This window comes from Mycobacterium hippophais (assembly GCF_027529605.1).
Lineage (GTDB): Bacteria > Actinomycetota > Actinomycetes > Mycobacteriales > Mycobacteriaceae > Mycobacterium > Mycobacterium arseniciresistens.
This window is the reverse complement of record NZ_JAPZPY010000010.1, coordinates 112,024-138,998: the sequence shown is the minus strand read 5'-3', so window position 1 is coordinate 138,998 and position 26,975 is coordinate 112,024. Positions and strand designations below refer to the sequence as shown.

28 protein-coding genes and 1 other RNA gene are annotated in these 26,975 nt (G+C 67.6%); 12 read left to right on the top strand and 17 right to left on the bottom strand.

The window, feature by feature from the left end; all coding sequences use genetic code 11:
• The first annotated feature begins 4 nt into the window (after positions 1–4).
• The 4 genes from O6P37_RS20455 to O6P37_RS20440 all read left to right on the top strand — a co-directional run bounded on the left by O6P37_RS20455 (position 5) and on the right by O6P37_RS20440 (position 3,791).
• Entirely contained in the window at positions 5–865 is an 861-nt protein-coding gene (locus O6P37_RS20455; protein WP_269895797.1) for an SDR family NAD(P)-dependent oxidoreductase, read from the top strand.
• 4 nt (positions 866–869) lie between these two features.
• On the top strand, positions 870–1,814 hold the full coding sequence (locus O6P37_RS20450; RefSeq protein WP_269895796.1) for an alpha/beta hydrolase: 945 nt from the start codon (positions 870–872) through the stop codon (positions 1,812–1,814).
• Positions 1,815–1,928: 114 nt separating this feature from the next.
• The gene (locus O6P37_RS20445; RefSeq protein WP_269895795.1) at positions 1,929–3,005 is read left to right on the top strand and encodes a hypothetical protein; all 1,077 of its coding nucleotides are present in this window, start codon (positions 1,929–1,931) and stop codon (positions 3,003–3,005) included.
• Positions 3,006–3,008: 3 nt separating this feature from the next.
• The gene (locus O6P37_RS20440; protein ID WP_269895794.1) at positions 3,009–3,791 is read left to right on the top strand and encodes an SDR family NAD(P)-dependent oxidoreductase; all 783 of its coding nucleotides are present in this window, start codon (positions 3,009–3,011) and stop codon (positions 3,789–3,791) included.
• A 3-nt stretch (positions 3,792–3,794) separates the two neighbouring features.
• On the opposite strand, the gene O6P37_RS20435 is transcribed toward O6P37_RS20440, so the two are convergent.
• From O6P37_RS20435 to O6P37_RS20425, 3 genes are read right to left on the bottom strand one after another with little or no spacing between them, the layout of a single operon-like run.
• A complete protein-coding gene (locus O6P37_RS20435; RefSeq protein WP_269895793.1) occupies positions 3,795–4,607 on the bottom strand; it encodes an SDR family NAD(P)-dependent oxidoreductase in 813 nt (270 codons plus the stop codon).
• 9 nt (positions 4,608–4,616) lie between these two features.
• Positions 4,617–4,904 (bottom strand): ferredoxin, encoded by a 288-nt coding sequence (locus tag O6P37_RS20430; protein WP_269895792.1) that lies wholly within the window; start codon positions 4,902–4,904, stop codon positions 4,617–4,619.
• Positions 4,901–6,040, bottom strand: coding sequence for a Rieske 2Fe-2S domain-containing protein (locus O6P37_RS20425; protein WP_269895791.1), 1,140 nt, complete (start codon positions 6,038–6,040; stop codon positions 4,901–4,903). The genes O6P37_RS20430 and O6P37_RS20425 overlap by 4 nt, the downstream gene beginning before the upstream one ends.
• Before the next feature lie 99 nt (positions 6,041–6,139).
• On the opposite strand from O6P37_RS20425, the gene O6P37_RS20420 reads away from it, so the two are divergent.
• The gene (locus O6P37_RS20420; RefSeq protein WP_269895790.1) at positions 6,140–7,855 is read left to right on the top strand and encodes a 3-ketosteroid-delta-1-dehydrogenase; all 1,716 of its coding nucleotides are present in this window, start codon (positions 6,140–6,142) and stop codon (positions 7,853–7,855) included.
• 41 nt (positions 7,856–7,896) lie between these two features.
• On the opposite strand, the gene O6P37_RS20415 is transcribed toward O6P37_RS20420, so the two are convergent.
• On the bottom strand, positions 7,897–8,565 hold the full coding sequence (locus O6P37_RS20415; RefSeq protein WP_269895789.1) for a PadR family transcriptional regulator: 669 nt from the start codon (positions 8,563–8,565) through the stop codon (positions 7,897–7,899).
• A 123-nt stretch (positions 8,566–8,688) separates the two neighbouring features.
• Here O6P37_RS20415 and O6P37_RS20410 point away from each other — a divergent pair, with 123 nt between their 5' ends.
• From O6P37_RS20410 to O6P37_RS20400, 3 genes are read left to right on the top strand one after another with little or no spacing between them, the layout of a single operon-like run.
• Positions 8,689–9,234: a flavin reductase family protein gene (locus O6P37_RS20410; protein ID WP_269895788.1), complete on the top strand. Its 546-nt coding sequence runs from the start codon at positions 8,689–8,691 to the stop codon at positions 9,232–9,234.
• Complete coding sequence (locus tag O6P37_RS20405) at positions 9,227–10,786, top strand: FAD-binding protein (protein WP_269895787.1); 1,560 nt, start codon at positions 9,227–9,229, stop codon at positions 10,784–10,786. The genes O6P37_RS20410 and O6P37_RS20405 overlap by 8 nt, the downstream gene beginning before the upstream one ends.
• Positions 10,783–11,376, top strand: a complete 594-nt coding sequence (locus tag O6P37_RS20400) for a PaaI family thioesterase (RefSeq protein ID WP_269895786.1) — start codon at positions 10,783–10,785, stop codon at positions 11,374–11,376. Before O6P37_RS20405 ends, O6P37_RS20400 begins: the two co-directional genes overlap by 4 nt.
• A gap of 21 nt (positions 11,377–11,397) precedes the next feature.
• On the opposite strand, the gene O6P37_RS20395 is transcribed toward O6P37_RS20400, so the two are convergent.
• A complete protein-coding gene (locus O6P37_RS20395; protein ID WP_408633214.1) occupies positions 11,398–11,538 on the bottom strand; it encodes a hypothetical protein in 141 nt (46 codons plus the stop codon).
• Between the two features lie 179 nt (positions 11,539–11,717).
• Between O6P37_RS20395 and O6P37_RS20390 the strand changes: the two genes are divergently transcribed.
• On the top strand, positions 11,718–11,981 hold the full coding sequence (locus O6P37_RS20390; RefSeq protein WP_269895785.1) for a hypothetical protein: 264 nt from the start codon (positions 11,718–11,720) through the stop codon (positions 11,979–11,981).
• A 90-nt stretch (positions 11,982–12,071) separates the two neighbouring features.
• Here the strand turns inward: O6P37_RS20390 and O6P37_RS20385 are convergent, their stop codons facing one another.
• The 10 genes from O6P37_RS20385 to prfB all read right to left on the bottom strand — a co-directional run bounded on the left by O6P37_RS20385 (position 12,072) and on the right by prfB (position 21,658).
• The gene (locus O6P37_RS20385) at positions 12,072–13,010 is read right to left on the bottom strand and encodes a cutinase family protein (RefSeq protein WP_408633213.1); all 939 of its coding nucleotides are present in this window, start codon (positions 13,008–13,010) and stop codon (positions 12,072–12,074) included.
• Between the two features lie 141 nt (positions 13,011–13,151).
• Positions 13,152–13,520, bottom strand: a transfer-messenger RNA (tmRNA) gene (gene ssrA / locus O6P37_RS20380).
• Positions 13,521–13,647: 127 nt separating this feature from the next.
• Complete coding sequence (locus O6P37_RS20375) at positions 13,648–15,915, bottom strand: putative bifunctional diguanylate cyclase/phosphodiesterase (protein ID WP_269895783.1); 2,268 nt, start codon at positions 15,913–15,915, stop codon at positions 13,648–13,650.
• 155 nt (positions 15,916–16,070) lie between these two features.
• Positions 16,071–16,895, bottom strand: coding sequence for an EamA family transporter (locus O6P37_RS20370; protein ID WP_456094130.1), 825 nt, complete (start codon positions 16,893–16,895; stop codon positions 16,071–16,073).
• Between the two features lie 29 nt (positions 16,896–16,924).
• The gene (gene smpB / locus O6P37_RS20365) at positions 16,925–17,419 is read right to left on the bottom strand and encodes an SsrA-binding protein SmpB (protein WP_269895782.1); all 495 of its coding nucleotides are present in this window, start codon (positions 17,417–17,419) and stop codon (positions 16,925–16,927) included.
• A 2-nt stretch (positions 17,420–17,421) separates the two neighbouring features.
• Positions 17,422–18,318: a permease-like cell division protein FtsX gene (gene ftsX / locus O6P37_RS20360; protein ID WP_269895781.1), complete on the bottom strand. Its 897-nt coding sequence runs from the start codon at positions 18,316–18,318 to the stop codon at positions 17,422–17,424.
• Entirely contained in the window at positions 18,319–19,008 is a 690-nt protein-coding gene (gene ftsE / locus O6P37_RS20355; protein ID WP_269895876.1) for a cell division ATP-binding protein FtsE, read from the bottom strand.
• 40 nt (positions 19,009–19,048) lie between these two features.
• Positions 19,049–19,546 (bottom strand): hypothetical protein, encoded by a 498-nt coding sequence (locus tag O6P37_RS20350; RefSeq protein ID WP_269895875.1) that lies wholly within the window; start codon positions 19,544–19,546, stop codon positions 19,049–19,051.
• Between the two features lie 26 nt (positions 19,547–19,572).
• Positions 19,573–20,553, bottom strand: a complete 981-nt coding sequence (locus tag O6P37_RS20345; RefSeq protein ID WP_269895780.1) for a mechanosensitive ion channel family protein — start codon at positions 20,551–20,553, stop codon at positions 19,573–19,575.
• Positions 20,543–21,658 (bottom strand): peptide chain release factor 2, encoded by a 1,116-nt coding sequence (gene prfB / locus O6P37_RS20340; RefSeq protein WP_269895779.1) that lies wholly within the window; start codon positions 21,656–21,658, stop codon positions 20,543–20,545. Before prfB ends, O6P37_RS20345 begins: the two co-directional genes overlap by 11 nt.
• 195 nt (positions 21,659–21,853) lie before the next feature.
• On the opposite strand from prfB, the gene O6P37_RS20335 reads away from it, so the two are divergent.
• On the top strand, positions 21,854–23,224 hold the full coding sequence (locus O6P37_RS20335) for an FAD-dependent oxidoreductase (protein ID WP_269895778.1): 1,371 nt from the start codon (positions 21,854–21,856) through the stop codon (positions 23,222–23,224).
• Between the two features lie 4 nt (positions 23,225–23,228).
• On the opposite strand, the gene O6P37_RS20330 is transcribed toward O6P37_RS20335, so the two are convergent.
• Entirely contained in the window at positions 23,229–23,582 is a 354-nt protein-coding gene (locus O6P37_RS20330) for a hypothetical protein (RefSeq protein WP_269895777.1), read from the bottom strand.
• Between the two features lie 23 nt (positions 23,583–23,605).
• Here O6P37_RS20330 and hisN point away from each other — a divergent pair, with 23 nt between their 5' ends.
• On the top strand, positions 23,606–24,394 hold the full coding sequence (gene hisN / locus O6P37_RS20325) for a histidinol-phosphatase (RefSeq protein WP_269895776.1): 789 nt from the start codon (positions 23,606–23,608) through the stop codon (positions 24,392–24,394).
• A 261-nt stretch (positions 24,395–24,655) separates the two neighbouring features.
• On the opposite strand, the gene O6P37_RS20320 is transcribed toward hisN, so the two are convergent.
• Complete coding sequence (locus O6P37_RS20320; protein ID WP_269895775.1) at positions 24,656–26,404, bottom strand: MOSC domain-containing protein; 1,749 nt, start codon at positions 26,402–26,404, stop codon at positions 24,656–24,658.
• A gap of 59 nt (positions 26,405–26,463) precedes the next feature.
• Here O6P37_RS20320 and O6P37_RS20315 point away from each other — a divergent pair, with 59 nt between their 5' ends.
• Positions 26,464–26,973: a nitroreductase/quinone reductase family protein gene (locus tag O6P37_RS20315; protein WP_332909804.1), complete on the top strand. Its 510-nt coding sequence runs from the start codon at positions 26,464–26,466 to the stop codon at positions 26,971–26,973.
• Positions 26,974–26,975 lie beyond the last annotated feature (2 nt).

The window sequence follows — 26,975 nt, the reverse complement described above, 5'->3', positions numbered from 1 at the left end:
CGGCGTGGACGCCCGCGAGACCTTCTCCGGCGGTGTCGCCGTCATCACCGGCGCCGGTGCCGGCATCGGCGCCGGGCTCGCACGTCACGCTGCCCGGCTCGGGATGACGGTGATCCTGGCCGACATCGACGGCGACGCCATCGCCGCACTGCGCGACGAACTGACCGCGCAGGGCGTTCATGCACTTGCTGTCGTCTGCGATGTCACTGATTTCGACGCGGTGCAGGAACTCGCCGCCCGGACCTACCGCGACGCCGGGCCGGTCCGTCTCCTCGTCAACAACGCCGGTGTCGAACAGTTCGGCTTCCTGTGGGACACCCCGGTCGCCAATTGGCAGCGGCTGGTGGACATCAACATCTCAGGCGTCTTCAACGGCATACGTGCGTTCCTTCCGCACATGATCGCCGCCGGATCGCCGGCGTGGGTGTGGAACCTGTCCTCGATCGGCGGTGTCGCGGTGGTGCCGCTTCAGGCGCCCTACATCATGAGCAAGCACGCGGTGCTGGCCCTCACCGAATGCCTCGCGTTGGAGACGCAACTGGCGAGGCACGACCACATCCACGTGCAGGCGGTGTTGCCGGGTGCGGTGGTGTCGAACATCTTCGAGTCCGCAGGCGGCGTCTCCGACGGCGACATCGGGGCTGCCGAAGCGCAACGCAGCGCCATGCTCGACATCAAAGCCGAGGCGATGGATCCCGTGGCGGCGGCCGAGGTGGTCTTCGAGCAATCCGCCGAGGGCCGTTTCTATCTGCTCACCCAGCCGGAGTACGTCGGGTCGGCGATGGCCGAGCGCGCCGACGTGCTCACCTCGCAGCGCGCACCGGTACTGAAGACCAAGCAGCGCTTCGACTCCGCGAAGCACTGACGGGATGTCCAGGTACGTCTTGGATCCCGACGCCGCCGCGCGCGTCGCGGCGTTCGGAGTGATCCCCCCTATGCGGCAGCGTGGCCTGACCGAGGTCCGCCGAACCGTCGAGGCGGCAGCGCATCCTGATGTGATGCCGGAGATGTCCAGTGTCGAGGACCGGCTCGCGCCGGGTCCGGCTGGGCCCATTCCGCTGAGGATCTACCGACCCGCGGGCGACGCCGACGCTCCCGTGCTCGTCTACTTTCACGGCGGCGGCTTGGTGCTCGGATCCAACCACTCGTTCGAGCCGCTGGCCCGGGAACTGGCCGCGGCCAGCGGGGCGACGGTGGTGTCCGTGGACTACCGCCTCGCACCCGAGGCGCCACCCCCCGCCCAGTTCGACGACGCCTATGCCGCCACCGCACACATCGCCGCAAACGCGGAGTCACTACGCGTCGACGCCGATCGGCTCGCCGTGATCGGGGACAGCGCAGGCGGCTCACTGGCGGCGGCGGTGTCGCTGGCCGCACGCGACCGTGACGGGCCATCTATCCGGTGCCAGGTGCTGATGTATCCGGGTCTCGACCGCGACATGATGTGTTCGTCGATCGCGAGCATGCCCGACGCACCGATGTTGACCCGTGACGACATCGACTACATGCACGAGCTCGCCGACAGTGGCGTGACCACGCCGCCTGACCCTTACCGGTTCCCGGCAATGGCCACCGAGCTGGTCGGACTTCCGCCGGCGATCGTGGTGACCGCGGCCTGCGATCCGATTCGGGATTGGGCAGAGCGCTATGCGGTGCGCCTTCGAGATGCAGGTGTGCAGACGACCCTGACCCGCTATCCCGGCGTCTATCACGGGTTCCTGATGCGTTCGGACGCCACCGCCAGAGGCCGGCTCGCGATCGCCGAGACTGGAGCTTTGATTCGCGCGAAGTTCGCTCACCCCCTGTTGGTCTGAGCCGGTGTTCACCTCCCGATCACCGGACAGTTGGGCTCACCGGAAGCCGCTACGGCCCCAGTATTGACGTGACGACGGTGCTGCCGAGCGCCTGATGGAACTAGAGGAGATCCGATGCTGACTGATGATCGGCGCATGGAGCTGTCGGACGTGCTGCGCCCGGCCTCACCGCCGCGGGAGATCGACGACGTCTACACCGACGACCAGCGGGAGCGTCTGCTCGACGTCGTGCGGACCCAGGGCCCGTGGAAGTTGATCATCGCGCAGCATTTCGCTTCGGCCGACGAACTCATGGCCACCATGAGTGGTGCCTTCCCCGAAGGCTTCGAGCCGTCACTCGACCTGTTCCTCACCCCGACGTTCCGTGGCTACCTGGCGAACTACGGCGCCGTGCTATACCCGGAACTGCACGATTGCTTCTACAACGAGAAGTTCCTGAACCAGGCCAAGAGCTACTGGAACGCCCAATACGCCAAGCCCGAGCTGATGCTCTTCAACATCAACGGCCCGTGCGCCAACCGCGACCCCGGCCACCTGGACTCCCCCAGCTTTCGCGGTGTGCGCCACGAGAACGCACCGACGTGGCTCTGCAGTGTGATGGGGAAATCTGGTCTGTTCCAGGACTATTTGATCAAGATGGCACAGGTGATCACCTGGTTCTCACTCGACGAGAGCAGCGGGTTCACCTACTGGCCCGACGGTCCACTCAAGGCCCCGCAGCGTCTGCTGCCGCCGGTCTACAACCGCGGAGTGGTCGTGCAGAACGAGATGATGGTGCACCGCGGTGAAGCCAACGGCCCGCTACAGCAGCAGGTCCCGGCCGGTCTGGCATTCGATACGGTCTTCACCGGGGACTCGAACGACCGCGACCAATGGTTGTTGAAGAACGGCGACGATGTGATCGCGCGGCACCACACCGACGAACTACGCTTCCTGGTGCACTGGTCGGCCGAGGTGTTCTCCGACTTCGACGAGCTCAAGAAGAACATGGACCACTCCGACGACCTGACCGTCGACCGCGCGATCGGCATGATGGTCGACGACCTGCGCGCCAAGGGCATCAAACTCGACGTGCCCGGTGAGCCGCTGCACGACCCGCAGTTCATCGGTGCGCTGAACGCCGCCTACGACCTCGGTGGACCGGCGATCTATCCCGACGAAGCGCCGCTGTCGGCGTTCCAGATGGCCTGACCGATGGACCGGTTCATGGACCGCCGCGTCGTCGTCACCGGTGCGGGATCGGGCATCGGTCAGGCGACCGTCGGACGTCTGCTCAACGAGGGAGCGACCGTCGTCGCCTTCGACATCTCGGAGGACGGCTTGGCGCAGACAGTGTCGGCCGCCGCCGACGCCGGCACCGACAAACGTCTGACCACTGCGGTTCTCGACATCTCAGACGAGCAGTCAGTGACCTCCTCGGCCGCCTTCGCGATCGATGATCTGGGCGGACTGGATGTCCTCGTCAACGCAGCGGCGATCCAACGGTGCGCCCACACCCACGAGCACACGCTCGACGACTGGAACGCCACCTTGGCGGTGAATCTGACCGGCACTTTCCTGATGACCCGCCAGGCGTTACCGGCGCTGTGCGAATCCGGCCGAGGCGTGGTCGTGAACTTCACGTCCACCTCGGCATCCTTCGCTCACCCGTACATGGCGGCCTACGCGGCCAGCAAGGGCGGGATCCTGGCGTTCACGCACTGCCTCGCACTCGAATACGCGAAGCAGGGATTGCGCGCGGTCAACATCCAGCCCGGTGGCGTGTCCACGGCGCTGGCGCTGAGCACCCTGGACAAGATGCCCGAGGGCTACGACCTCGGCCTGTGGGCCAAGCAGACACCGATCCTGCCGCAGGACGACGGCGGCATCCTGGGCGAGCCCGCCAAGGTCGCCTCCGTAATCGCGATGGTGGCCTCCGACGACGGAGCTTTCGTCACCGGCACCGAGATCCGCATCGACGGCGGCGCCCACGCCTGATCGTCAGCGCACGACGACCTCGCTCGGTGTCCGTGGCGCGCCCAACATCTCGCGGTGTGACGGCGGAGTTCGCCCTTCCTCGTCCGTGACTCCATAGCGCTGCGCCAGCTCGGCACTGATCAGGGTATGGCCGCTGAGCGCCGCCCGGTCCGGGTCGCGGAAGAGGGCGTCCACGACCCAGCCGGTGAACTCCGGTGTTTCCGCATGCTGCGCGAAATCACGCAGGCCTACTGGATCGCCGCCGAACACTTCTCGCATCTTCTCGGTGAGCAGGATCCCCATCCAGAGAGACACGACGTCGACCGGCGTACCGCGGAAGTCGACTCCCATGTCGGCCGCCATCTTGTCTATCCCGGCTTTCTGCGCGCCGTACGCCGGGCCGTGCATGTAACAGACGGAGCCCGGGGATGACGTGAAGACGATCAAGCCCGCTCTGCTTCGCAACAGAAGCGGGGCCGCATGCCAGGACGCGACGTAGGCCGATCGCAACCCGACATCGAGGATGTCGACCAAGTCGATCGGCTTCTTCCAGAACGGGTTCGGTCCGGTCAATTCATCATGCACTGCGGCGGCGTTGTTGACCAGCAGGTCGAGCCGGCCGTTTTCCCGCTCGACCCGCGCGAACAGTGCAGCGACCGCCGCGTCGTCACGATGGTCGAGCGGTACCGCGATCGCCTCGTCGCCGGTCTCGACCACGGTTCGGCCGGTTGCGTACACCCGCCATCCGCAGTTCGACAGGGCTCGCGCAATTCCGCGGCCGGCACCGCGGCTGGCGCCCGTCACCACCGCGACGGGCGTGTCAGAAGAGTGAGTCACACAGCGAGGTTAAGGCGCGACCGGCGCCTCGTCGACGATCTGCAACCGGCCCCCGCGCACCGCGTCCACGATCGAATGGGTCAGCTCGGAGCAGGAGAGAAATACTGGGGGGCGACCGTGTGCAGCCAGCTCCTCGGCGGCGCGGCGCTGCGGACATGTACGCACCGCCGCGGCGTTCCACTGCACACTCGTCTGCTCCCAGGTGCTCTTGCGCGCCAACACGCCCGCCCCGCAGGCCCGGCAGGTCACCGGAACCATCGGCGCGTCGTCCAGCCGGTTGTCCGGCCGAATGCTCATCCGGCGCTCGACGCCGAGACTCTGGCCGCCAGGTTGTCCTCGACGACCTTCATCCACTCCTCCCGGGGGCGGGTGGTGTCGATCTCGTACTCGAAGCGGTCGACCATGTCCGGAGTGACATCTGCGGCGTCGACATAGAACTGCTCGTACCAACGGCGCAGCTGGTAGACCGGACCGTCCTCTTCGCACAGCAGCGGGTTGTCGATGCGCGCCTTGTTCTTCCAGATTTCGACATCCTGCTCGAAGCCCATCTTAACGAAATCTCCAAGGCCGATAGCGGTCTGCATCGCCAGCTCGTCGGTCAACGCCTCCGACTTCTTCACGATGATGCCGTACTGCAGCACGAACGATTCGGCGTCGACGGGATAGTGGCAGTTGATCAGAACTGTGCGGTGATCGATGTTCTCGTAGTGGTACGTGAGGTCATCGATCATGAAAGAAGGACCGTGATACCCGGCTACCGAGGTGGTGCCGAGCATCTTCGGCCCCTCGAGTGGCTGCATGTCGGGACGGCCGGCACTGTTCATGCACTGGATCGCCACGTGACCTTCGAACACGTTCTTGAAATGCGTGGGCAGCGATCCGTGGATGTAGAAGAAGTGCGCCATATCGACCACGTTGTCGATGACTTCACGGCAATTGGTGCCGACCACGGTGGTGTACCAGTGCCAGTCGGTCCACTCGTCGCTGGTGGCTCCTTCGATCCGCGGGATCGTCACGCCATCCGGCGGCGGTTTGCGCTCAGGATCGTTCCACACGAACAGCATTCCGTCCTGCTCGAGTGTCGTCCACGTCGCCGTGCGCGCCAGTCGCGGAGCCCGCTTGCTGTACGGCACCTTCTTGCAGCGGCCGTCACCGCCCCAACGCCAGTCGTGGAACGGGCAGGCGATCTCGTCGCCTTTGACCTCGCCCTGGCTCAGGTCCCCACCCATATGCCGGCAGTACCCGTCCAGGACGTTGATCTTGCCGTCGCCGCCACGGAACACCACCAACTTGTTGCCGAAGGCGTTGATTGAATGAGGTTGACCGTCACCGAAATTTTTCGTCAGACCGAGGCAGTGCCATCCGCGGGCGAAGCGTGTCGGCGCCGCATCGGCTTCGATGTGCCGCACCTCGACATCGGGCTGTAGCGTCATGGCACTGTTCTACCGCCGTTGGCCGCAGCGAGAAACCTGCTGTTCCGCTCATCAGGACAGGGAATGCCCTCCTCCGCCCGAGCCACCTAACGTCGGTTCGTGACCACTGCGCCGCACAGCACCATCCCGACGGGCCTGCCCGTCAACGACACCATCATCGACTTGTTGGTGGTTGGGTCGGGCACCGGTATGGCTGCGGCCCTGGCCGCAAGCGATCACGGGCTGTCGGTGCTGATCGTCGAGAAGTCCGAATACATCGGTGGGTCGACCGCACGTTCCGGTGGAGCGCTCTGGCTGCCCGCCAGCCAGGTGATCGACGGCGATGGGGGCGGCGACACTCAGCAAAGGGCCCGGACCTACCTCGATGCGGTGGTGGACGGCACCGCGCTCTCGTCGCGATCCACCGCATTCCTCGCACACATCGACGCGACGGTCGACCTACTGCGCCGCACCACACCGATGCGCTTCTTCTGGGCTAAGGAGTACTCCGACTACCACCCCGAGCTGCCGGGAGGCAGCGCGACGGGTCGGACCTGCGAGTGCCGGCCGCTGGACACCGCGGTGCTCGGCGAGCATCGCTCGCGGCTGCGTCCCGGGGTCATGGAGGTCAAGATCCCCATGCCGACCACCGGCGCGGACTACCGCTGGCTGAACTTGATGTCACGGGTGCCCCGCAAGGGTTTACCAGTGGTGCTCAAGCGGCTCGGTCAGGGCGTCGGTGGCCTTCTGCTGGGCCGGCGGTACGCCGCCGGCGGTCAAGCGCTGGCGGCGGGACTGTTCGCCGGAGTGTTGCGGGCCGGCATCCCGGTGTGGACCGAGACGTCGCTGCAGCGCCTCACCACTGACGACGACGGCCAGGTGAGGGGTGCGGTGGTCGTCGACCAACAGGGCAGGGAGATCAACGTGACAGCGCGGCGCGGCGTCGTGCTTGCGGCCGGCGGATTCGACCACCGCATGGACATGCGCTGGAAGTTCCAGTCCGAGTCGCTGGGTGAACATGCCAGCCTGGGCGCGGAGACGAACACCGGCGATGCGATCCGCGTCGCTCAAGATATCGGCGCTGCAATCGATCTGATGGATCAGTCATGGTGGTTCCCCGCCGTGGCGGCCCTGCCCGACGCCGATCCGAAGGTGATGCTGGCAGAGCGGTCACTACCCGGATCACTCATCGTCGACCAGAGCGGCAGCCGGTTCGTCAACGAGGCCACCGACTACATGTCCTTCGGACAGTGTGTGCTCGAACGTGAGCGGACGGGCGATCCGGTCGACTCCATGTGGATCGTGTTCGACCAGCAGTACCGCAACAGCTACGTCTTCGCGGCGGAACTGTTTCCTCGCATGGCGGTTCCGCCCTCGTGGTACGACGCCGGCATCGCGCACCGCGCCGGCGATCTGGGCGAACTCGGCCGCAGGATGGGGGTGCCCTCCGCCGACTTCCTCACCACCATCGCTCGTTTCAACGAGATGGCTCGAGCCGGACAGGATTCGGATTTCGGGCGCGGTCGCAGCGCCTATGACCGCTACTACGGCGATGTCACGGTGACGCCCAATCCGAATCTGCGGGCGCTCGACCGCGGGCCGTTCTACGCGGTGAAGATGGTGCTCAGCGACCTCGGCACCTGTGGCGGCCTACGCGCCGACGAGCGCGCCAGGGTGCTGCGGGAGGACGGCACCGCGATCACCGGTCTCTACGCGATCGGTAACACTGCCGCCAACGCGTTCGGGACGACGTATCCGGGCGCGGGCGCGACGATCGCGCAGGGACTGGTGTACGGATACATCGCCGCCCGAGACGCCGCACAACACGCGATGTAGAGCGGCCGATGCGTCAGAGACGCACCAACGTGAACGACGGACTACTCCGGCTCTTCGGCCTGCACTCTGCGCTCGATCTCGTACCAGTAGTCGCGCAGCAAGGGCGGCGTCCCTTTGTCGCTGGCGGGTTGCGCCTTCGCGAAGGCTTCCTCGGCCTCGTCGAGGTCCTTGATCACTTTGAGCGCCAGTTCCCGTTCGGCGGCGTAGTAGCGCTCGGCCCATTGCAGTGCCACGCGTCCGTATGCCCAGGCGGGTTCCACCTCGGCCCACTTCGCCTCGACGGCGGCTTCGCGCTGCATCCGGTCGGCGAACGCCACGTGCTCCTGCATGATCTCTTTGAGTCGGGCCGGATTGGTCAGGTGCCCGAACGTCACTCTCAGCAGAGGATTGTGCTTGAGCTGCGGCGGGTCGACAGGCGCTTTTTCGGCCCATTCCCGCAACGCAGCCGATCCGGCTTCGGTGATCTTGTAGAGCCGCTTGCTACGTGCACCGCCGTCGTTCTCGACCCGCGAGGTGAGCAGATGCTGTTCTTCGAGCTTCTTGAGTTCGGTGTAGATCTGGCTGTAGGCCGGGCTACCGTAGAAGAACCGCAAGCTCCACTCGGTCCACTTCTTGATGTCGTATCCCGACAGCTCGTCCTCATACGACAGCACCCCGAGCAGGGCCCAGCCTGTCGCGGTCACCTTCGGCCTGTCGGCACTCGATGGCATTTGTCCAGGCTAACAACTCCTGGTCGCAGCGGTCGTCGCGTCATCCGCTGATCGGGAGCGCCACTTGCCAGTGCGTTGTGCGCCGCCGACAGTTGAGGTACTCCAAACCCGGCCAGGATGGTGATGACGATCAGCGAGACCACTCAGACGAGCGTCGAGGACTGCTCTCCCGATCCCGCGGTGATGCGGCGGGTGTTGGGCCACTTCTGCACCGGCGTTGCCGTGGTGACCGGACACGGCGGTGAAGGTTCACTCGGCTTCACCTGCCAGTCGGTGACGTCGGTGTCGCTCGAGCCGCCCTACATCTCGTTCTGCCCGTCCAACGGCTCGAGCAGTTGGCCACGGATCCGTGAGGCCGGTTCCCTGTGCGTCAATGTCCTCGCCGCCGACCAGCGCGAGGTCTGCTGGAGCTTCGCCAGCAGCGGCGGCGACAAGTTCGCCGGCGTCGACTGGCGACCGGGGTCGAATGGCGCCCCGGTCCTCGACGGTGTGCTCGCCTCCATCGAAGCCGACATCGAGTTCGAGCACGAGGCCGGTGACCACACCATCGTCGTCGCCCGGGTGACCGCACTTCGTGCTCACCCGCAGCGCGAGCCCCTGCTGTTCTTCCGGGGTGACTTCGGCGGGTTCGCAGGACACTTGGAGGCGGCGGGCTCGGGCGATGCCTGACGACGCCGTGACCTTCGATGACGAGGTGGATGTCCTCGTCGTGGGGTCGGGCGGCGGGGTCGCGGGCGCGTACACCGCGGCGCGCGAAGGCCTCTCGGTCGCCCTGGTCGAGGCGACGGATCAATTCGGTGGCACCACCGCGTATTCCGGCGGTGGCGGCATGTGGTTCCCCGGCAATCCGGTGATCCACCGAGCGGGCGTCGACGACAGCCCGCAGCAGGCGCTCGAGTACTTCCACGCGGTGGTCGGCGATCGAACTCCGTACCAATTGCAGCAGACCTACGTGGCGGGCGGGTCGCGACTCATCGAATATCTCGAGTGCGACACGCATTTCGCGTTCGCCGAGCTTCCGTGGCCGGACTACTACGGATCGGTGCCGGGTGCGCGCGCCGACGGGCGGCGGCACATCGTGCCGGTACCGGTGTCGGCGTCGGCGCTCGGAGCTCTGGCCGACGTCATCCGTGGTCCGCTCGACACCGAACGTCTGGGCCATCCGGCCCCGCCGATGCTCAGCGGGGGGCGGGCACTCATCGGCCGGTTTCTGTGGGCGCTCAGCCGGTTTCCTCAGGCACGAACATATTTGAATTCGCCCCTCGTCGAGCTGATCACCACGGGCAACGGCGCGGTGACCGGAGCCGTCGTGGACCGCGGCGGCGAAGAAGTCAGGATTGGCGCGCGGCAGGGGGTGCTGCTGGCGGCCGGCGGCTTCGAACAGAACCCTTGGATGCGCCGGTACTGGGGTGTGCCGGGACGCGCCGACGACAGCATGGGGTGTCCCGGCAACACCGGGGCCGCACATCAGGCGGCGATCCGCGTCGGAGCCGACACCGACCTGATGGATCAGGCCTGGTGGTCGCCTGGACTGACCCACCCCGACGGCCGCTCGGCCTTCGCCCTCTGGTTCACCGGCGGCATATTCGTCGACCGGACCGGTGAGCGATTCGTCAACGAGTCCGCCCCCTATGACCGGCTCGGTCGTGCGGTACTGGATCACATGAATTCGCGTGGCACGGCTTTGCCTTTCTGGATGATCTACGACGACCGTGAGGGCGAGACGCCGCCGGTGAAGGCGACCAACGTCTCGATGGTGGATCCCGCGCACTACCGGTCGGCTGGTCTGTGGCACACGGCTGAGACCCTCGACGACCTAGCGGCGCTGATCGACGTGCCGCCCGGCGCGCTGTGCGCCACCGTCGCCCGTTACAACGCCCTGGTCGCCAGTGGCCGCGACACCGACTTCGGACGCGGTGAAGAACCCTACGATCGAGCGTTCTCCGGCGGAGAGCTGCCCCTGGTCCCGATCGAGAAGCCGCCCTTCCACGCCGCGGTCTTCGGGCTGTCCGACCTCGGGACCAAGGGCGGTCTGCGGACCGACACCAACGCACGGGTACTCGACACGTCCGGTGCGCCCATTCCTGGTCTCTACGCGGCCGGCAACACCATGGCGGCGGTCACCGGCACCACCTATCCGGGCGGCGGCAATCCGATCGGCGCGTCGCTGTTGTTCAGCCACCTCGCCGCTCTCGACATGGCCGGCCGGGCATCGCAGTGACCACCGACGGCGAACTCGGCGCCCATGAACCGCTGACAGAGTCGGTGCGGGCGCTGATCGACAGGGTGATCCGCACCAAGGTCGACACGGCAACGCAAGAGGCGGCACTAGCGCATGTGAGCGCCGCTCTGAATCTCCTCGGAGAACGGACCATGCCGGATTCGTTCGGCATGCACGCAATGGCGACCCACGGACCCACGACAGCGGGCAATGTGGTGATCGGCGAACGCAATGCCATCGCTCCCCCGCTCATCGTCGAGCGCGACGGCACCGGCCAGGTCAGTGCCGACGTCGACCTGGGTGCCGCGTACGAGGGGCCCGTCGGCCACGTGCACGGCGGTGTCTGCTCACTGCTCCTCGACCACGTGCTCGGCGCCACCGCCCACCGGCCAGGACGTCCCGCCTACACCGGCACGCTGCAACTGCGTTACCTTCGCCCGACTCTGCTGGGTCGGCTCCGGGTGGAGGCGTGGGTGGAGCACGAGCAAGGGCGCAAGACCTATGCGCGGGGTCGCATTCTGCGCGATGGCAACGTCACGGTCGACGCGCAGGGCATTTTCATCCGACCCCGAGACGTCGACGCCGGTTGACGGCGGCTTCAGACTGTCTCGTCAGATCGGGTCGAGAGCCGAGATGAGTAAACGCCCGTCGACCTTGGTGAGACTGTCGATCACGCTGCTGGCGTTCTGAGCGGCTTTGGGACGTTCTCGACTCGTCGTCGTCTGGTTGACGAACAGCAGCACCTTCGCCACCCACACAACAAAGCGGGCCAGGACTTCTGTCCTGGCCCGCTTCCCTTACCTCGGGGCAAGCCTGACCTATCCAAGTGGACGGAAAACAGTGGCTTCCAAAGGGATAGAAGGCGACACTGCAGCGTTCATACGATCTCCAGCAACCGGCTCACCTTCAGGGTCGAGACAAGGAGAATCCCATGACCTCCACCATCGTGACTCGAATCGGTCTCGGCGTTGCCGCAGCCGCTTTCATGACGGGCATCGCGTTCGGGGCAAGCCCCCTTGCCAGCGCACTTCCCGAGGGCACCATCAAGTCCGAATGCAAGTCCGCGGGAGGCACTTACGGGACGGGCGTCGGACCGGACGGCAACAGGTACTCGGATTGCACCTATACAGACGTCAGCGGTGGGCTGCACGTCGACCAGTACAAGAACGGCAAGTACACGGGCACGGTTGAGTAGGGCGGAATCGCGATCAGCCGAACTGGGTGGCACCGCTTGTTGGAGGCTCTTGCCCGGGGCGAAACGCCCCTATCCATGCGAGGTCGAACGTCAGGGCAAGCCGGTCACTACCGAGGGGTCGTACCCCGGCACGGACGAGGTGTAGCCGGGTGACTGCTGGTAGCCCGGTGTCTGCGGGCCATACGCCGGCGTCTGCGCGACGTACCCCGGCGGCATGTGGTCGGTGCCCTGCGGCGGCGACGCGTAGACGGGCGCCTGCATGGCAGATCCCGGCAGCTGTCCATACCCTGTCGGCGGCCCGAAGCCGGGTACCGATGGGGCCATACCAGCCAGCAGTTTGGACGCCGCGAAAGTCGCGGCCTGCGTGGTGTACGCGGGGACGTAGCCGTCGGTGTGCCCGCTCCATGCGTTGCCTTGGCCTGCGTGACAGATCGGGTCGGCTGGGTTGCAGAGGTCGATCGCCTTGCCGGTGAACATTGCGGACTGGGAAGGCAGCTTGGTACCTGAGCGGTTCGCGACGTTCCCGAAGGTGGCGATCGCCGCGATGTTTCCCGCCAGCGAAGACGGCATCGACTCGCCCCATGCGATGCCGACGATGGGGTTACCCGCGACGATGTTGACGACGTTCGCGCCCTGCGAGTACCCGCCCAACACGATCTTGGTGTCGGGGCACGTGGCCGCCATGGATTTGATGTGCTTGATCGCGTCCTTGGCGCCGTCGCCACTGCCCAGCTGCAGCTTGCCCGCGTCATAGTCCACCGCGTAGGTCGCGATGTTCATGCCGACGGCCTGCTCGCGCAGCGAGTTGACGAAGGCACTGCCGACGACGCCGATGCCTTTGGGCTCGTCCGTTCCCCTGGCGAACACGACCTCGGCGTCGGCGCAATCGGCGGCGGACGCCACCGGTAGAGCGCTCGGAATCCACTGCTGAACGGCGACGATGGCCAGCGCAACCGCGCCGCGCCCGGACCAGCGGCCCACGGATCGTGCATTCGACGCCCGCGAGCTACGCCCGCAACGAGGTGGCATGTCTCGAATTTACCGTCAGCCAGGGGATACGCACCACTTCTGCATGTTCCAGCATTTTGAGCGAATGTGAACGCGGCCGCTGTGGTGGACAGACGGCGAGGACGCAACAAGCAGGCCAGATTGCTCTGACCTGCTTGTCGTCGGTGGAGCTGCCGGGAATCGAACCCGGGTCCTACGGCACTTCCTCGAGGCTTCTCCGTGCGCAGTTCGCTATGCCTCTACTCGGATCTCCTGATCACGCGAACAAGTCAGGATGACGATCCCAGTCGCTGTTTGATGTCCCCACGGGTTCCGCGACCGAACCCATGGGTGGGTCCCTCTAGCTGATGCCAGGGTCCGGGCCGAGGGCGCTCCCGGTCTGACAGACACACCGTCGCTTAGGCAGCGAGGGCGTAGTCGCGCTGATTGGTATCGGCGCTTAATTGGTTGCAACGACGCTTACGGTGGTCAATTGCCTGCACCGGCACGCTTCCCTTGATTCGATGCGCGAAGTCGAAACCGTTCAGCCCCTCGCACACCCGCCGAAGTTCGGCAGGAAAATCAATGGTACGCCCACATCAACGAGCGATTCCAGTCGATTGTTCCGTGTCGCGGCACGCACCTCGGCAGGGCGCGAGCGTGCGCCGATGCCGGCGATCTACGGCGTGTCGGCCGACAGACCCGCACGCTCGCGGGATGTGGTGGTGGGGTCGAGCTCGGCGGCGATCTCGTCGATCAGCATCGCCCGGCCGAACAGATGGCCCTGCGCCATCCGGCAGCCAGCCCGGAACACGACGTCGGCCTGTCCCTGCGATTCGATGCCCTCGGCGATCACCTGCAGACCCAGCGCGTCGGCCAGGCCGACCACCGAGCGGTACACCGCCAGGTTGCCGTCGTGCTCGGCGCCGACGGCGAGGCTGCGGTCCAACTTGAGGATCTGCACAGGCAGGGCGTGCAGGTATGTCAGCGAATTGAACCCCGCGCCGAAGTCGTCGAGTGCCACCCGCACCCCACCGGCACTCAACCGCCTGATCGCGGCGGCGCCGTCCGCGAGGTCCACGATCGGCACCGTCTCGGTGACCTCGAGCACCAGCCGCCTCGGTGCCACACCGTGGCGGCCCAGTGTCCGGTTCACCAGCTGCTCGAAGGCCCGGTTACCCAGTCGGGCCGCGCCGACGTTGACGTGGATGTCGAGGTCCAGCCCGGCAGCCTGCACCTGCCTGCAGGCCAGGTCGAGCACCAGGGCGTCGAGGGCGGCGCCCTGCCCGGCGCCTTCGGCCGCCGCGACGAACGAATCCGGCGGGATCTGCATGCCGTTCGGCGCTGCCCATCGGGCGAGTGCCTCGACGGCGACGAATCTGCCGTGCGGGAGATCGACGACGGGCTGATAGGCGAGGCTGAAGCCCTCCGGCGAGTCGCCGTTCGCCCGCCGCAGCGCGGTCGGGAAGTCGACCGACACTCCCGACGACGGCTGGTACACCACGGCGGTGTCCTTGCCGAGCCGCTTACCCGCATACATCGAGATGTCCGCCTGCCGGAGCAGGTCATCGGAGGTCGGACGCGGTTCGTCGGCTCCGGGCCGGACCAGACCCATGCTGGCGCGCACCCGGACCGACGAACCGTGCACGGCGAACGGATCACGTAACGCGACCCGAAGCCGGTCGGCGACCACCTCGGGTGCCTCGTGTTCGTCGTCGACCAGGATCGCGAACTCGTCGCCGCCGATCCGGGCCAGCGTGTCGGTGGCGCCGACGCACCCCCGGAGACGATCCCCCACGGCCCGCAGCAGCTCGTCTCCCGCGGCGTGGCCGAACCGGTCGTTGACCTCCTTGAAGTCGTCGAGGTCGACGAAGATCAGCACGAAGCCGCCCTCGGTCAACGCAGTGTCGAGCCGTTGGGCGAACAGCACCCGATTGGGTAGGCCGGTCAGCGGGTCGTGATGAACCTGGTGGGCGAGTCGGCGCTGCGCCTCGTACAGGCGAGCGGTCAGCTGCCGTTGCGCGCGCATCGTCGCGACCTGTCGTGCGGTGACCAGCAGGACGATCACCACCCCGAGAACCACCACCGCGGTGCTGAGACTGCGTCCGATCAGCACGTGGTAGGCCGCGAGCACGACGATGCCCAGGAAACCGAGGTAGGGCACCACCGACCGGACCCAGTCCATTGCGTCCTGAGCGCGGGCGCTCGACGGCTGTGGCCGGAGGTCGAGCACGGCGAACATGATGCTCAGCGGCCCGAGGATGGCGCCGATGCCGCCCCAGAGATCCCAATTGTCCGCGCCGACGGAATGGAAGTACGCCACCAATCTCTCCGACGCCGCGATCATGACGACCCCGCCGGCGAGCAGGAGATAATTCGCGCGGTAGGGACGGTTGCGCTGGAAGGCCATCGCCATCAGGACGGCCAGCACGACGACGATCAGCTCCAGCGTGGAGTACGCGATCACGACGGCGGCGGTCTGTGACCGGGGGGCCGCGGCGCCGGTCAACGCGCCGCTGCCGGCGATCACGACGAGGAACGCGAAGGACACTGCGGCGACCAGCCCGTCGAGCGCGGCGATGACGGGCGGGTTGCCGGCACGCCCGTCCTTGGCGGTGCGCAACCCCCCGGCGCGGGCCAGCATGATCATCGCTGCCAGGGACAGCACGGGCGGAAGGAAGTAGGCGACCACCGCAGCCGCCGGCGCGGCCTCACCGCGCTCGTCCGCGCCACTGAACTGCCAGATCAGCTCGCCGACGAGCCAGCTGACCATGGCGGCGATGACCAGCAACCGCCACCAGCGCGCGACGCCGTCGACCCGGCGAGCGACCGTCATCGCACACACCATCGCACTCGCGCCGATGACCGATTGGAGGGCGACGCCGACCCAGCGGGCGGCCTGGTCGCCGTAGGGAGCGAGCGCGTTCACCGACGCCAGCACCAGCACGCCGGCGAACAGAGAGAGGCGAAGATGGTTGGCGCTGACCGCGACCGCCTCCTCTCCTCACGCAGGTCATGAAAGCTATCTCGCCCCATGATGGCCTACCGGGCTTTGCGCCGTTCCACAACGCAGCTACCAGGTGGTCCGCGCGGTGAGAGTCGTCAGCCGCCGGCGATCATCGCGACCGCGGCCAGCGCCGCCACCATGCCGACCACCTGCCAGCGGGTGACGCGTTCCCGCAGCACCACGATGGCCAGCACCATCGTCGCCGCCGGATACAGCGACATCAGCACCCCCGCCAGTGACAGCAGTGAGGCCTGCAACGCCAGCAGCATCGCCACATTGGCCCCGGTGTCGAGCACACCCGCCAGCAACGCCAGCCGCAGCGGAGTGCCCGTCGGGGCACGAAGGTTCCTGCTCACCACAGCGATCACCAGCACCAGCACCGTCGCGGTGACCCGCGCGAAGACCAACGGCCACAGTCCCGCTTCGGCGGGCGCCTGGTCGATCAGGACGAAGTTCAGGCCGAACGCGACGCCGGAGCCGAGCGTCAGCCACGCGACCTTCGGGGTGAACGGCAGCGCCGCCGCGTCGGGGGAAGCCGACTGCCTGCTCACCAACACCACGGCCACCAGTGCGAGCGCGACACCCGCGGTCGCGACGGCACCGGGCCGCTCCCCCAGCGCCAGGCCGACACCGACCGGCACACCCGCGACGATCACCGCCGTCAGCGGGGAGACCACCGAGATGGGACCCGACCCGAGCGCGGCGTAGAACCACCACACCCCGAATGCCTGCGACACCCCGCACAGCGCCCCCCAGACCACCGCGCCACGGGAGATGTCACCGCCCACCACGAGCGCGAGCACCGCCAGCAGCACCATCGCGACGGGATAGGACACCAGCACCACCCGCAGCGCCGCGACCTTGCGCGAGGCGATGCCGCCGACGAAGTCACTGACCCCGTAGGCCAGACCCGATGCCAGTGCGAAAGACGGACCCTCGAGCGGCCCGGTCAGGACATGCCCTTGGCGCGCCGGCCCAGTTCGCGCACGACCTCGCGGGCGGCGTCGCGCTTGGCGATGTCCTGCCGCTTGTCGTGGGCCTGCTTGCCGCGTGCCAGCGCCAGCTCCACCTTGACCTTGCCGTCGGTGAAGTACAGCGACAGCGGCACCAGCGTGAGGTTGCCGTCACGGATCTTGCCGATCAAGGTGTCGATCTGGCTGCGGTGCAACAGCAGCTTGCGGTTGCGCCGCGGCGTGTGGTTGGTCCAGCTGCCGTGGTGATACTCCGGGATGTGCAGATTGCGCAGCCAGATCTCGCCGTCGTCCACGGTGGCGAACGCGTCGGCCAGCGACGCCGTGCCGTCGCGCAGGCTCTTGACCTCGGTGCCCATCAGGGCGACGCCTGCCTCGTAGGTCTCCAGAATGGAGTAGTTGTGCCGCGCACGACGGTTCGTGGCGACCACCTTGTTGTTGGATTTGGCGGCCTGCTGAGCCTTGTTCGCCATCGCTACCTCCGCACGTACAGGCGCAACGTGATGTAGGCGGTGATGCCCGACATGGTCAGGCCGAGGCCCAGCATCCACGGCGCGCAGTAGTAGACGACGTCCTTGAAGTCGACCTTCGCGATGAGATTCGCCTGATAGAACTGGTCGAGCGCGTCCTCGAGGAACAGCGCGCGCACCAGGATGAGCCCGACGATCGCGAGCACCACGCCGATGAACGCGGCGAGCATGGCCTCCACGAGGAAGGGCAGCTGCGTGTACCAGCGGGTGGCGCCGACCAGTCGCATGATGCCGATCTCGGTGCGCCGCGTATAGGCGGCGACCTGAACCATGTTCGCGATCAGCAGCACCGCGCCGACGGCCTGCACCAGCGCGATCGCGAACGCGGCGTTGCTGATGCCGTCGAGGACGGCGAAGAGCCGGTCGATCAGATCCTTCTGGTTGAGCACGTTGAGCACGCCGGCCTGGCCCACCATGGACTCGTCGAAGCCTTGATGCTCCTCCGGGTTGGTCAGCTTGACGACGAACGACGCGGGGAACGCGTCCCGCCCCGCGACCTCCCTGTACTGCGGGAACTTCTTGATCGCGTCGTCGTAAGCCTGGTCGCGGTTGAGGAAGCGCACCGACGCGACGTCGTCGCGCTCCTCGATCTTCGCCCGCAGCGCCCGGCACGGGTCGGCGTCGCAACTGGGATCGCCAGCCGACACCTCCGGCGTCAGGAAGACCTGGCTCTCCACCCGGTCGAGGTAGATCTCCCGGGACTGGTCGGCCAGCCGGATCACCAGCAGGCCGCCGCCGAACAGGCCGATCGAGATCGCCGTGGTGAGGATCATCGCCACCGTCATGGTGACGTTGCGACGAAGGCCGGTGAGGACCTCGTTGATGAGGAAGCCGAAGCGCACTTAGCGGTCCATTCCGTAGACGCCGCGCTGTTCGTCGCGAATCAGGCGGCCGAGTTCGAGTTCGATGACGCGCTGGCGCATCGAGTCGACGATGTGGTGGTCGTGGGTGGCCATCAGCACCGTCGTGCCCGTGCGATTGATCCGCTCGAGCAGGTCCATGATGTCCCTGCTGGTGTCCGGGTCGAGGTTTCCGGTGGGCTCGTCGGCGAGCAGCACCAGCGGCCGATTCACGAACGCGCGGGCGATCGCCACCCGCTGCTGCTCACCACCGGAGAGTTCGTTGGGCAGCCGGTTCGCCTTGCCCGACAACCCGACCATCTCGAGCACATCGGGCACGACACGGTTGATGACGTCGCCCCGCTTGCCGATGACCTCGAGCGCGAATGCGACGTTCTCGAACACCGTCTTCTGCTGCAGCAGCCGGAAGTCCTGGAAGACGCAGCCGAGCACCTGCCGCAGCCCGGGGATGTGGCGACCGGGCAGCTTGTTCACATGGAACTTCGACACCCGGATGTCGCCGGTCGACGGTGACTCCTCGGCGAGCAGCAGCCGCATGAACGTCGACTTGCCCGAACCCGATGGCCCGATCAGGAAGACGAACTCACCCTTGTCGATCTTGAGAGAGACGTTGTCCAGCGCCGGACGGGCCGAGGACTTGTACTGCTTGCTCACACGGTCGAGGGTGATCATCACGGCACGCCAGTGTAGCGGTGCGGCAGACCGGGCCGGGCTACCGCGGCGGCGCGGGCGTCGTCGGCACCGGTCCCGGCCCGTCCAACGGTGCGGTCACCGTCGGCGTGAGGGGCGGGAACGACTGCACCGTCTGCGTCTGCGGCGGCAGCGGGCCCGGGCCGTCGGGGTCGATGACCGTGGTCTGCGGCGTCGTCGAGCTCGGCGAGGTGGGCGGCGTGGTGGTGGCGCTCGGGTCGGTGGTCGTCGTCTCGGTGGGCGTCGTCGGCGTGGTGGTGGTCGTGGTGGTGGTGCGGCGCGGAGTGGTCGGCTCCTGCACCTGGGTGCGCGGCACCCAGGTGTACTCCGGATCGGGGACGAAGCCCGGGGGCACAACGGCGGCGGGCGGTGGCGCCGGCTCCGGCTCGAAGCTCTGCTGCACCCAGGTCAGCGCGAAGAACGCCAGCAGCAACGCCGCTGTCGAGGTGCGCACCCGACCGCCGAAGAGGTATCCCGGCCAGCCCTGACCGACCTTCCGCGCGGCCGCGCGGGGACGCAGCACCGCGCGGAAGAATTCGGCCGGCTTCACTTCTTCTGCTCCGCGGGGCCCTGGCTCTCTTCGGCACCACCTGCCGTGGCGGGGTGCACGATCGCGCCGACGGTCGGGGTCGCGCCGCCGTCACCCGGAGTCACGACACCCGCGCGTCGTAGCGCGGCGATCACCAGGACCCGGAGCCGCCTGCCGACCTCGAACTGCTTGCCCGGCAGTGTGCGGGCCACCATCCGCAGGTTCACGGTGTCGAGTTCGATGCTCTCCACGCCCATCAGCTGCGGTGCGTCGAGCACCAACTGGCGCAGACCCTCGTCCTCCATCGCCTTCTGCGCCACCTCGTGCAGTAGGTCGTTGACCTTGTTCAGATCGGCCGCCGCAGGCACCGGCACGTCGATCACCGCGCGTGCCCAGTCCTTCGACAGGTTCACCGTCTTGACGATCTGGCCGTTGGGGATGGTGAGCATCTCACCCTCGGCGGACCGCATCTTGGTGACGCGCAGCGTGACGTCCTCGACGGTGCCCTCGGCGGGCATCGCGATACCGGCGACCGTCAGGGCGACGAGGTCACCGAAGCCGTACTGCTTCTCGGTGATGATGAAGAAGCCGGCCAGCAGATCCTGGACTATCCGCTGGGCGCCGAAACCCAGCGCGGCGCCGAGCACCGCCGCGGGGGCGACCAGTGACCCGACCGGGATCGCCAGCGCATCGGTGATCTCGACCGCGACCACCACGAACAGGATCGCGATGGAAACCCACGAGATCACCGAGGCGACGGCCTGGCGGTGTTTGGCGCTCTCCGAGCGCACCAGCTGGTCGCTCTCCTGATACTCGGCGTCGATGCGGCGGCTGATGCGCTGAGCGACCCAGTTGATGAAGCGCGCGGCCAGCAGTCCTGCTATCAGCAGCAGCGCGATGTGGATGCCGTTGGTGAGGATCCACCGGCCGATATCGCCCTGCCAGAAGCCGGACCAGCGTTCTGACGTCGATACTGCGAGTAGCGAGTTAATCGTCATCTTTCCTGTTGCGCCAGCGGATTCCCGCCTCCAGGAACCCGTCGATGTCGCCGTCGAGCACGGTGGCCGGATTGCCGACCTCGAAGTCGGTGCGCAGATCCTTCACCATCTGGTACGGGTGCAGCACGTAGGAGCGCATCTGGTTGCCCCACGAACTTCCGCCGTCGCCCTTCAGCGCGTCCATCTCAGCACGTTCTTCGCGGCGTTTGCGTTCCAGCAGTTTCGCCTGGAGCACTCGCATCGCCGAAATCTTGTTCTGCAGCTGCGATTTCTCGTTCTGGCAGGTGACGACGATTCCGGTCGGGATGTGGGTGAGCCGGACGGCCGAGTCCGTCGTGTTCACCGACTGCCCGCCGGGACCGCTGGAGCGGTAGACGTCGACGCGCACGTCGCCCTCGGGGATGTCGATGTGGTCGGTGGTCTCGGTGACGGGCAGCACCTCGACCTCGGCGAAGGACGTCTGACGGCGGCCCTGGTTGTCGAACGGGCTGATCCGCACCAGCCGGTGGGTGCCCTGTTCGACCGACAGCGTCCCGTACGCGAACGGCGCGTGCACGGCGAAGGTGGCGCTCTTGATGCCGGCCTCCTCGGCGTAGGAGGTGTCGAACACCTCGACGCCGTAGGAGTGCTGTTCGGCCCAGCGGATGTACATCCGCATCAGCATCTCCGCCCAGTCGGCGGCGTCTACGCCGCCCGCGCCGGACCTGATGGTCACCAGGGCCTCGCGTTCGTCGTACTCGCCGGACAGCAGCGTGCGGACCTCCATCGCCGCGATGTCCTCGCGCAGCTTGGCGCGCTCGACGTCGGCCTCGACCGCGGCCTCCGAACCGCTCGCTCCTTCTTCCTCGGAAGCGAGTTCGTAGAGGATGGGCAGGTCGTCGAGGCGCTGGCGCAGTTCCCCGACCCGGCGCAGTTCGTTCTGGGCGTGCGACAGCTCGCTGGTCACCTGCTGGGCATGGGCCTGGTCGTCCCACAGTGTCGGGTCCGACGCCTCGTTCTCGAGCTTGTCGATGCGGGCGCGCAGACCGTCGATGTCGAGCACCCGCTCCACCGTGGTCAGCGTGGTGTCGAGGGCGGCGAGGTCGGCTTGACGGTCGGGATCCACGAAAGTCGAGGGTACCGGTCAGCGGGCGGATTCCCGCCTGCCGCCCGCCTGGGACCGCCCCGCTGCCCGCCGCACCGTTCTCCGCGACTTCCCGCGACGCGGCGGGTCACCCGGCTAGCATCGGTGGCGGTTACCAGCCCGGCCGCGCCGTGACAGCCCCTCGCGGGTGACCGGGCAAGCGACAGAAGGCTGCCCATGCAGAAGCGCCCCTATCACGTGGCGATCGTCGGCTCCGGTCCATCCGGATACTTCGCCGCCGCGTCACTGCTCAAAGCCGCGGATCTCGACGACGCCCCCGATGTGCGGGTCGACATGCTCGAGATGCTCCCGACACCGTGGGGACTGGTGCGGTCCGGCGTCGCGCCGGATCACCCGAAGATCAAGTCGATCAGCGCCCAGTTCGACAAGACCTCCGGCGATCCGCGGTTCCGGTTCTTCGGCAACATCGCCGTCGGTGAGCACGTGCAGGCCGACGAGCTGACCGAGCGGTACGACGCCGTGGTCTACGCCGTCGGCGCCCAGTCCGACCGGTCGCTCGGCATCCCCGGTGAGGACATCCCGGGAAGCGTCGCCGCGGTGGACTTCGTCGGCTGGTACAACGCCCACCCGCACTTCGAGCAGATGGGCCCGGACCTGTCGACGGGACGCGCGATCGTCGTGGGCAACGGCAACGTCGCCCTCGACGTGGCCCGCATCCTGGTCACCGACCCCGACGTGCTCGCCAACACCGACATCGCCGACCACGCGCTGGACTCGCTGCACGCCCGCGGTGTCGAGGAGGTCGTCGTCATCGGCAGGCGCGGGCCGCTGCAGGCCACGTTCACCACGCTGGAACTGCGCGAGCTCGGTGCGCTCGAGGGTCTCGGCGACGTCGACGTGATCGTCGACCCGGCCGATTTCGCCGGCATCACCGACGAGGACCTCGAAGCCGCGGGCAAGACCGTCAAACAGAACATCAAGGTGTTGCGCGGCTACGCCGACCGCGAGCCGGCCGGCGCCAAGCGTCGCATCGTGTTCCGGTTCGGCACCTCTCCGATCGAGATCAAGGGCGACGGGCACGTCGAATCGATCGTGCTCGGACGCAACGAGCTGGTCGAGGAGAACGGCCGCATCGTAGCCAGGGACACAGGTGAGCGCGAGGAACTGCCCGCCCAGCTGGTGGTGCGGGCGGTGGGTTACCGCGGGGTGGCCACCCCGGGCCTGCCGTTCGACGAGAAGTCCGGCACGATTCCGCACACCGACGGCCGCGTCGACGGCCGGCGCAACGAGTACGTCGTCGGCTGGATCAAGCGGGGACCGTCGGGCGTCATCGGCAGCAACAAGAAGGACTCACAGGCGACTGTCGACACGCTGCTCGCCGACCTGTCCGGTGCGCAGCTCGCCGACTTCGACGCCGACCACTCCGAGGAACTGGTCGAGTGGCTGCTGTCGCGGCAGCCGAAGCTGGTCACCGACGACCACTGGCGGCTGATCGACGAACACGAGCGCACGGCGGGCGAGTCGGCGGGCCGGCCGCGCAGGAAGCTCACCAGCGTGGCCGAACTGTTGCGCATCGGCCACGGCTGAGCGTTCAGGAGTAGGTCTGCGGCGGGGGCGGTGGCGGCGCCTCGTCCGACCCGAAGCCCCACTTGTCCGGGTTCTTCGTCGAGTACACCACCGGGATGAGTTGACCCATCGTCGGCCACTGCTCGACATCGACCGCCATCCGCTGGTAGACGACGTGCTCGTTGACCGTGGGCCCGTTGATCACGCCGGTGATCGTGACGAACTGCTCGCCCGGCGCGTCCGGGCGCGGGCTGACGCCCGTCACCAGCAGCGTGCCCTGAGCCAGTTCACCCTTCATCCCGCGCCGCCGCATGATCATCGGCCCGATCAACAACGCGAGCGCACCGACCATGAGCAACAGGATTCCGAATTCCAACACCCGGCCATGGTAGGACTGCTGCCATGACCGCGGCTCCTCCTGACGATCTGACGCTGGCTCTGAGGCTTGCCGACCAGGCCGACGCGGTGACCGTGGAGCGCTTCGGTGCGATGGATCTGCACGTCGACACCAAACCCGACCTGACCCCGGTGACCGACGCCGACCGGTCCGTGGAGGCGGCGATGCGCGACACGCTGTCGGCAGAGCGGCCGGGCGACGCGGTGCTGGGCGAGGAGTTCGGCGGTTCGGCGGTCTTCACCGGACGGCAGTGGGTGATCGACCCCATCGACGGCACCAAGAACTTCGTCCGCGGCGTACCGGTGTGGGCCACGCTCATCTCCCTGTTGCACGACGGTGTGCCCGTCGTCGGCGTGGTGAGCGCACCGGCGCTGCAACGCCGGTGGTGGGCGGCGGCGGGCGTGGGCGCCCACCTGTCGGCGGCGGGCGGACCGGCGCGCCGGCTGTCGGTGTCGTCGGTCGGTGACGTGGCGGCCGCCAGCCTGTCGTTCTCCAGCCTGTCCGGCTGGGCCGACCTCGGTCTGCGCGACCGGTTCATCGCGCTGACCGACGCGGTGTGGCGGGTGCGCGGATACGGCGACTTCTTCTCGTACTGCCTGCTCGCCGAGGGCGCCGTCGACATCGCGGCCGAACCCGAGGTCTCGCTGTGGGATCTGGCCGCGCTCGACGTGCTCGTGCGTGAGGCGGGCGGTGCGTTCACCGGTCTCGACGGCACCGCGGGACCACACGCGGGCAGCGCGGTCGCCACCAACGGCCTGCTGCACGGCGCGGTGCTGGCGGCACTCCGCGACTGACGATCGCCGAATGTGAAACGTCGGCGATTTTCGGGCCGGATTCTCGCCGTGGATTCACACTCGGCGTTCGTCGGCCAGGCCTCGGGCCATCAGGTCGCGCGCCCAAAGCTTGCCCTCCGACTCGGCGACGGCGCATCATGATTAGCGCCGTCGATGAATCGCGGTACGGGTTGAATCGGCGAAGGTCGGGGGATCGGCCGAATGCCTCGGGTATGTCGGTTCCGCACCGGGTGACGCTCCCCGGTGTGGCACCGCCGCTCATTACAGATCGACCACCACGGGCTCAGCGGGTTGTGCGCAGCAGATGAGGACGTTGCCCTCGGCGGGCGGTTCCAGGGGTTCGGGGTCGTAGCTGACAGATCCGGAGAGCAGCGGCGTCTCGCAGTTGTGGCACACCCCGGTTCGACACGACCACCGAGTCGGGACGTCGCAGGCCTCGGCGAATTCGAGCAGGCTGGTACTCGGCGGACCCCACGGCGCCGAGATGCCGCTGCGGGCGAATTGGACAGCCGGGCCGGGCCCGGGCGGTCCCCCGGGCACATGCGGACGACGTGCGGCCGCCGCGACGATCCCGGGAGCGAGCGACGCTGCGGCGCCGAATATCTCGGTGTGAACGCGGGCGGAACCGAGGCCGCGGGCGACGAGGTCGGCGCCCAGCTCCGCCATGAAGGTCGCCGGCCCGCAGAGATACGCATCGGCGTCGTTGGGCAGGTCGAGCCGGCCGACGGCCTCGGATGAGAGGCGGCCCCGGACGTCGTAGTCGACGCCGGCCCGGTCGCCGGATGCCGGGCTGCTGAAGAACACCCGGGAGTGGCTGCCCGGCAACTGCTCGAGCAACGCGCGACTCTCCCGCGCGAACGGATGCTCAGATCCGTTGCGGGCGCCGTGCAACCACCAGACCGGGCGCGTCGACCGCGCGTCCGCGAGCGCATGCAGCATGGAGAGCACCGGGGTGGCGCCCACTCCGGCCGACAGCAGGATGACCGGGGTGTCGCCCTCGGCGAGGACGAACGTTCCGCGGGGCGCGGCGATGTCGACCAGGTCACCGGCCGCGATGTGTGCGTGCAGGTGACCGCTCGCGAGCCCGAGCGGCTCACGCTTGACGCTGATCCGGTACTCGCCCGATCCGGGTCGATTCGACAGCGAATAGTTGCGGATCACCGGACCTTGCGGGGTGGGCAGGCGCAGCGTGATCGCCTGACCGGGAAGCCATTCCGGTAACGGCGCACCATCGGGATCCGCGAGCGTGATGGACCGGACGAGGCGGCTCTCGTCGTGGACGGCGCGCACACTCAGCGGTCGGAAGCCGGCCCATGCCGGCGGCGGGCTGCCCGCGGCGGCCGTCAGGCCGACATTTCCTGCGGCCCCCGGCTTTTCGGCCAGACTCTGCAGCGACGTCCGCCAACCCGGGCTCAGCGCCGGGATGCGCAGCGCGCGGTGCAGTTCGTCGCGCGGATGGCCCGGCAGGTACAGCAGCGCGTCGATTTCGGCGACCGTGACCTGCTCGGGGGCGGAACCGACCTTGACGATCTCCTGACCCGCCTCGACTTTCCCTTCGGTGATCACCCGGCAGTAGAAGCCGGGGCGACGGTGTGACACCAGCAGCGCGGCCATCCTCGGCTCGCCGATGCGTAGGCCGGCCCGGTAGCAGGTGACCCGCGGTTGGGTGACCTCGAAGACCGCATCGCCGATCGCGAAGCGGTCCCCGATGCACACCTCGTCGTCGGGCAGCCCGTCGACGGTGAGATTCTCGCCGAGCATCCCCGGCACGAGGTCGTCTCGGCCGAACTCCTCGGCCCAGTGCCGGTACGAATCCAATTGGTAGACCAGCACGGCGCGGTTCTCGCCGCCGTGCCCACCGAGGTCCCCCTGGCCGTCCCCATCGACGTTCAGCCGCCGGACCATGCGCGGACCGGTGACGGGGTGCTTCCAGGCGCCGGTGTACACGGTTCGGTCGTTCCAGGCGACATTCCTGGGCAGACCGACGTTCACCGACATCAACGTCGCCATACCGACCACTCTCGACCATCGACCGCTCCTCGTCAGGGCAACGCCGTTAACATCGGGCGGTGAGGCTGACGTACATCGATCCGGGCCGCCCGGCGACACGGCCGATTCGTCTGATGGTTCGCTTCGGCAGGTCCCGCGCGGGGCAGCTGTTCGCCCGTCACGTCGCGGCGCGGACGGATGTCTGGCTGAGCCGGGCGTCGCGGGGACGGCTGAATTCGGGGATGTTCAGCGTGCCGTCCGCGACGCTGACGACGACGGGCGTCAGGACCGGGCTGCGACGCACGGTGCAGATCGCCTACTTCCACGACGGCGACGACGTCATCGCCATCGCCTCGAATTTCGGCGGCGAGCGCGACCCGGCCTGGTACCGGAATCTCGTCGCACAGCCACACTGCACGCTCGGCGGGCAGCCCTTCACTGCCCGTGAGGTGACCGATGAGGCGGAGTACGACCGCCTCTTCGCCGTGGCCGAGCGGTACTACGGCGGATACGCCGACTACCGGGCCAGGACGGCGCTCATCGGTCGACGGATTCCGATCCTGAGATTGACGTCCGCGGAGAACGGCTGACA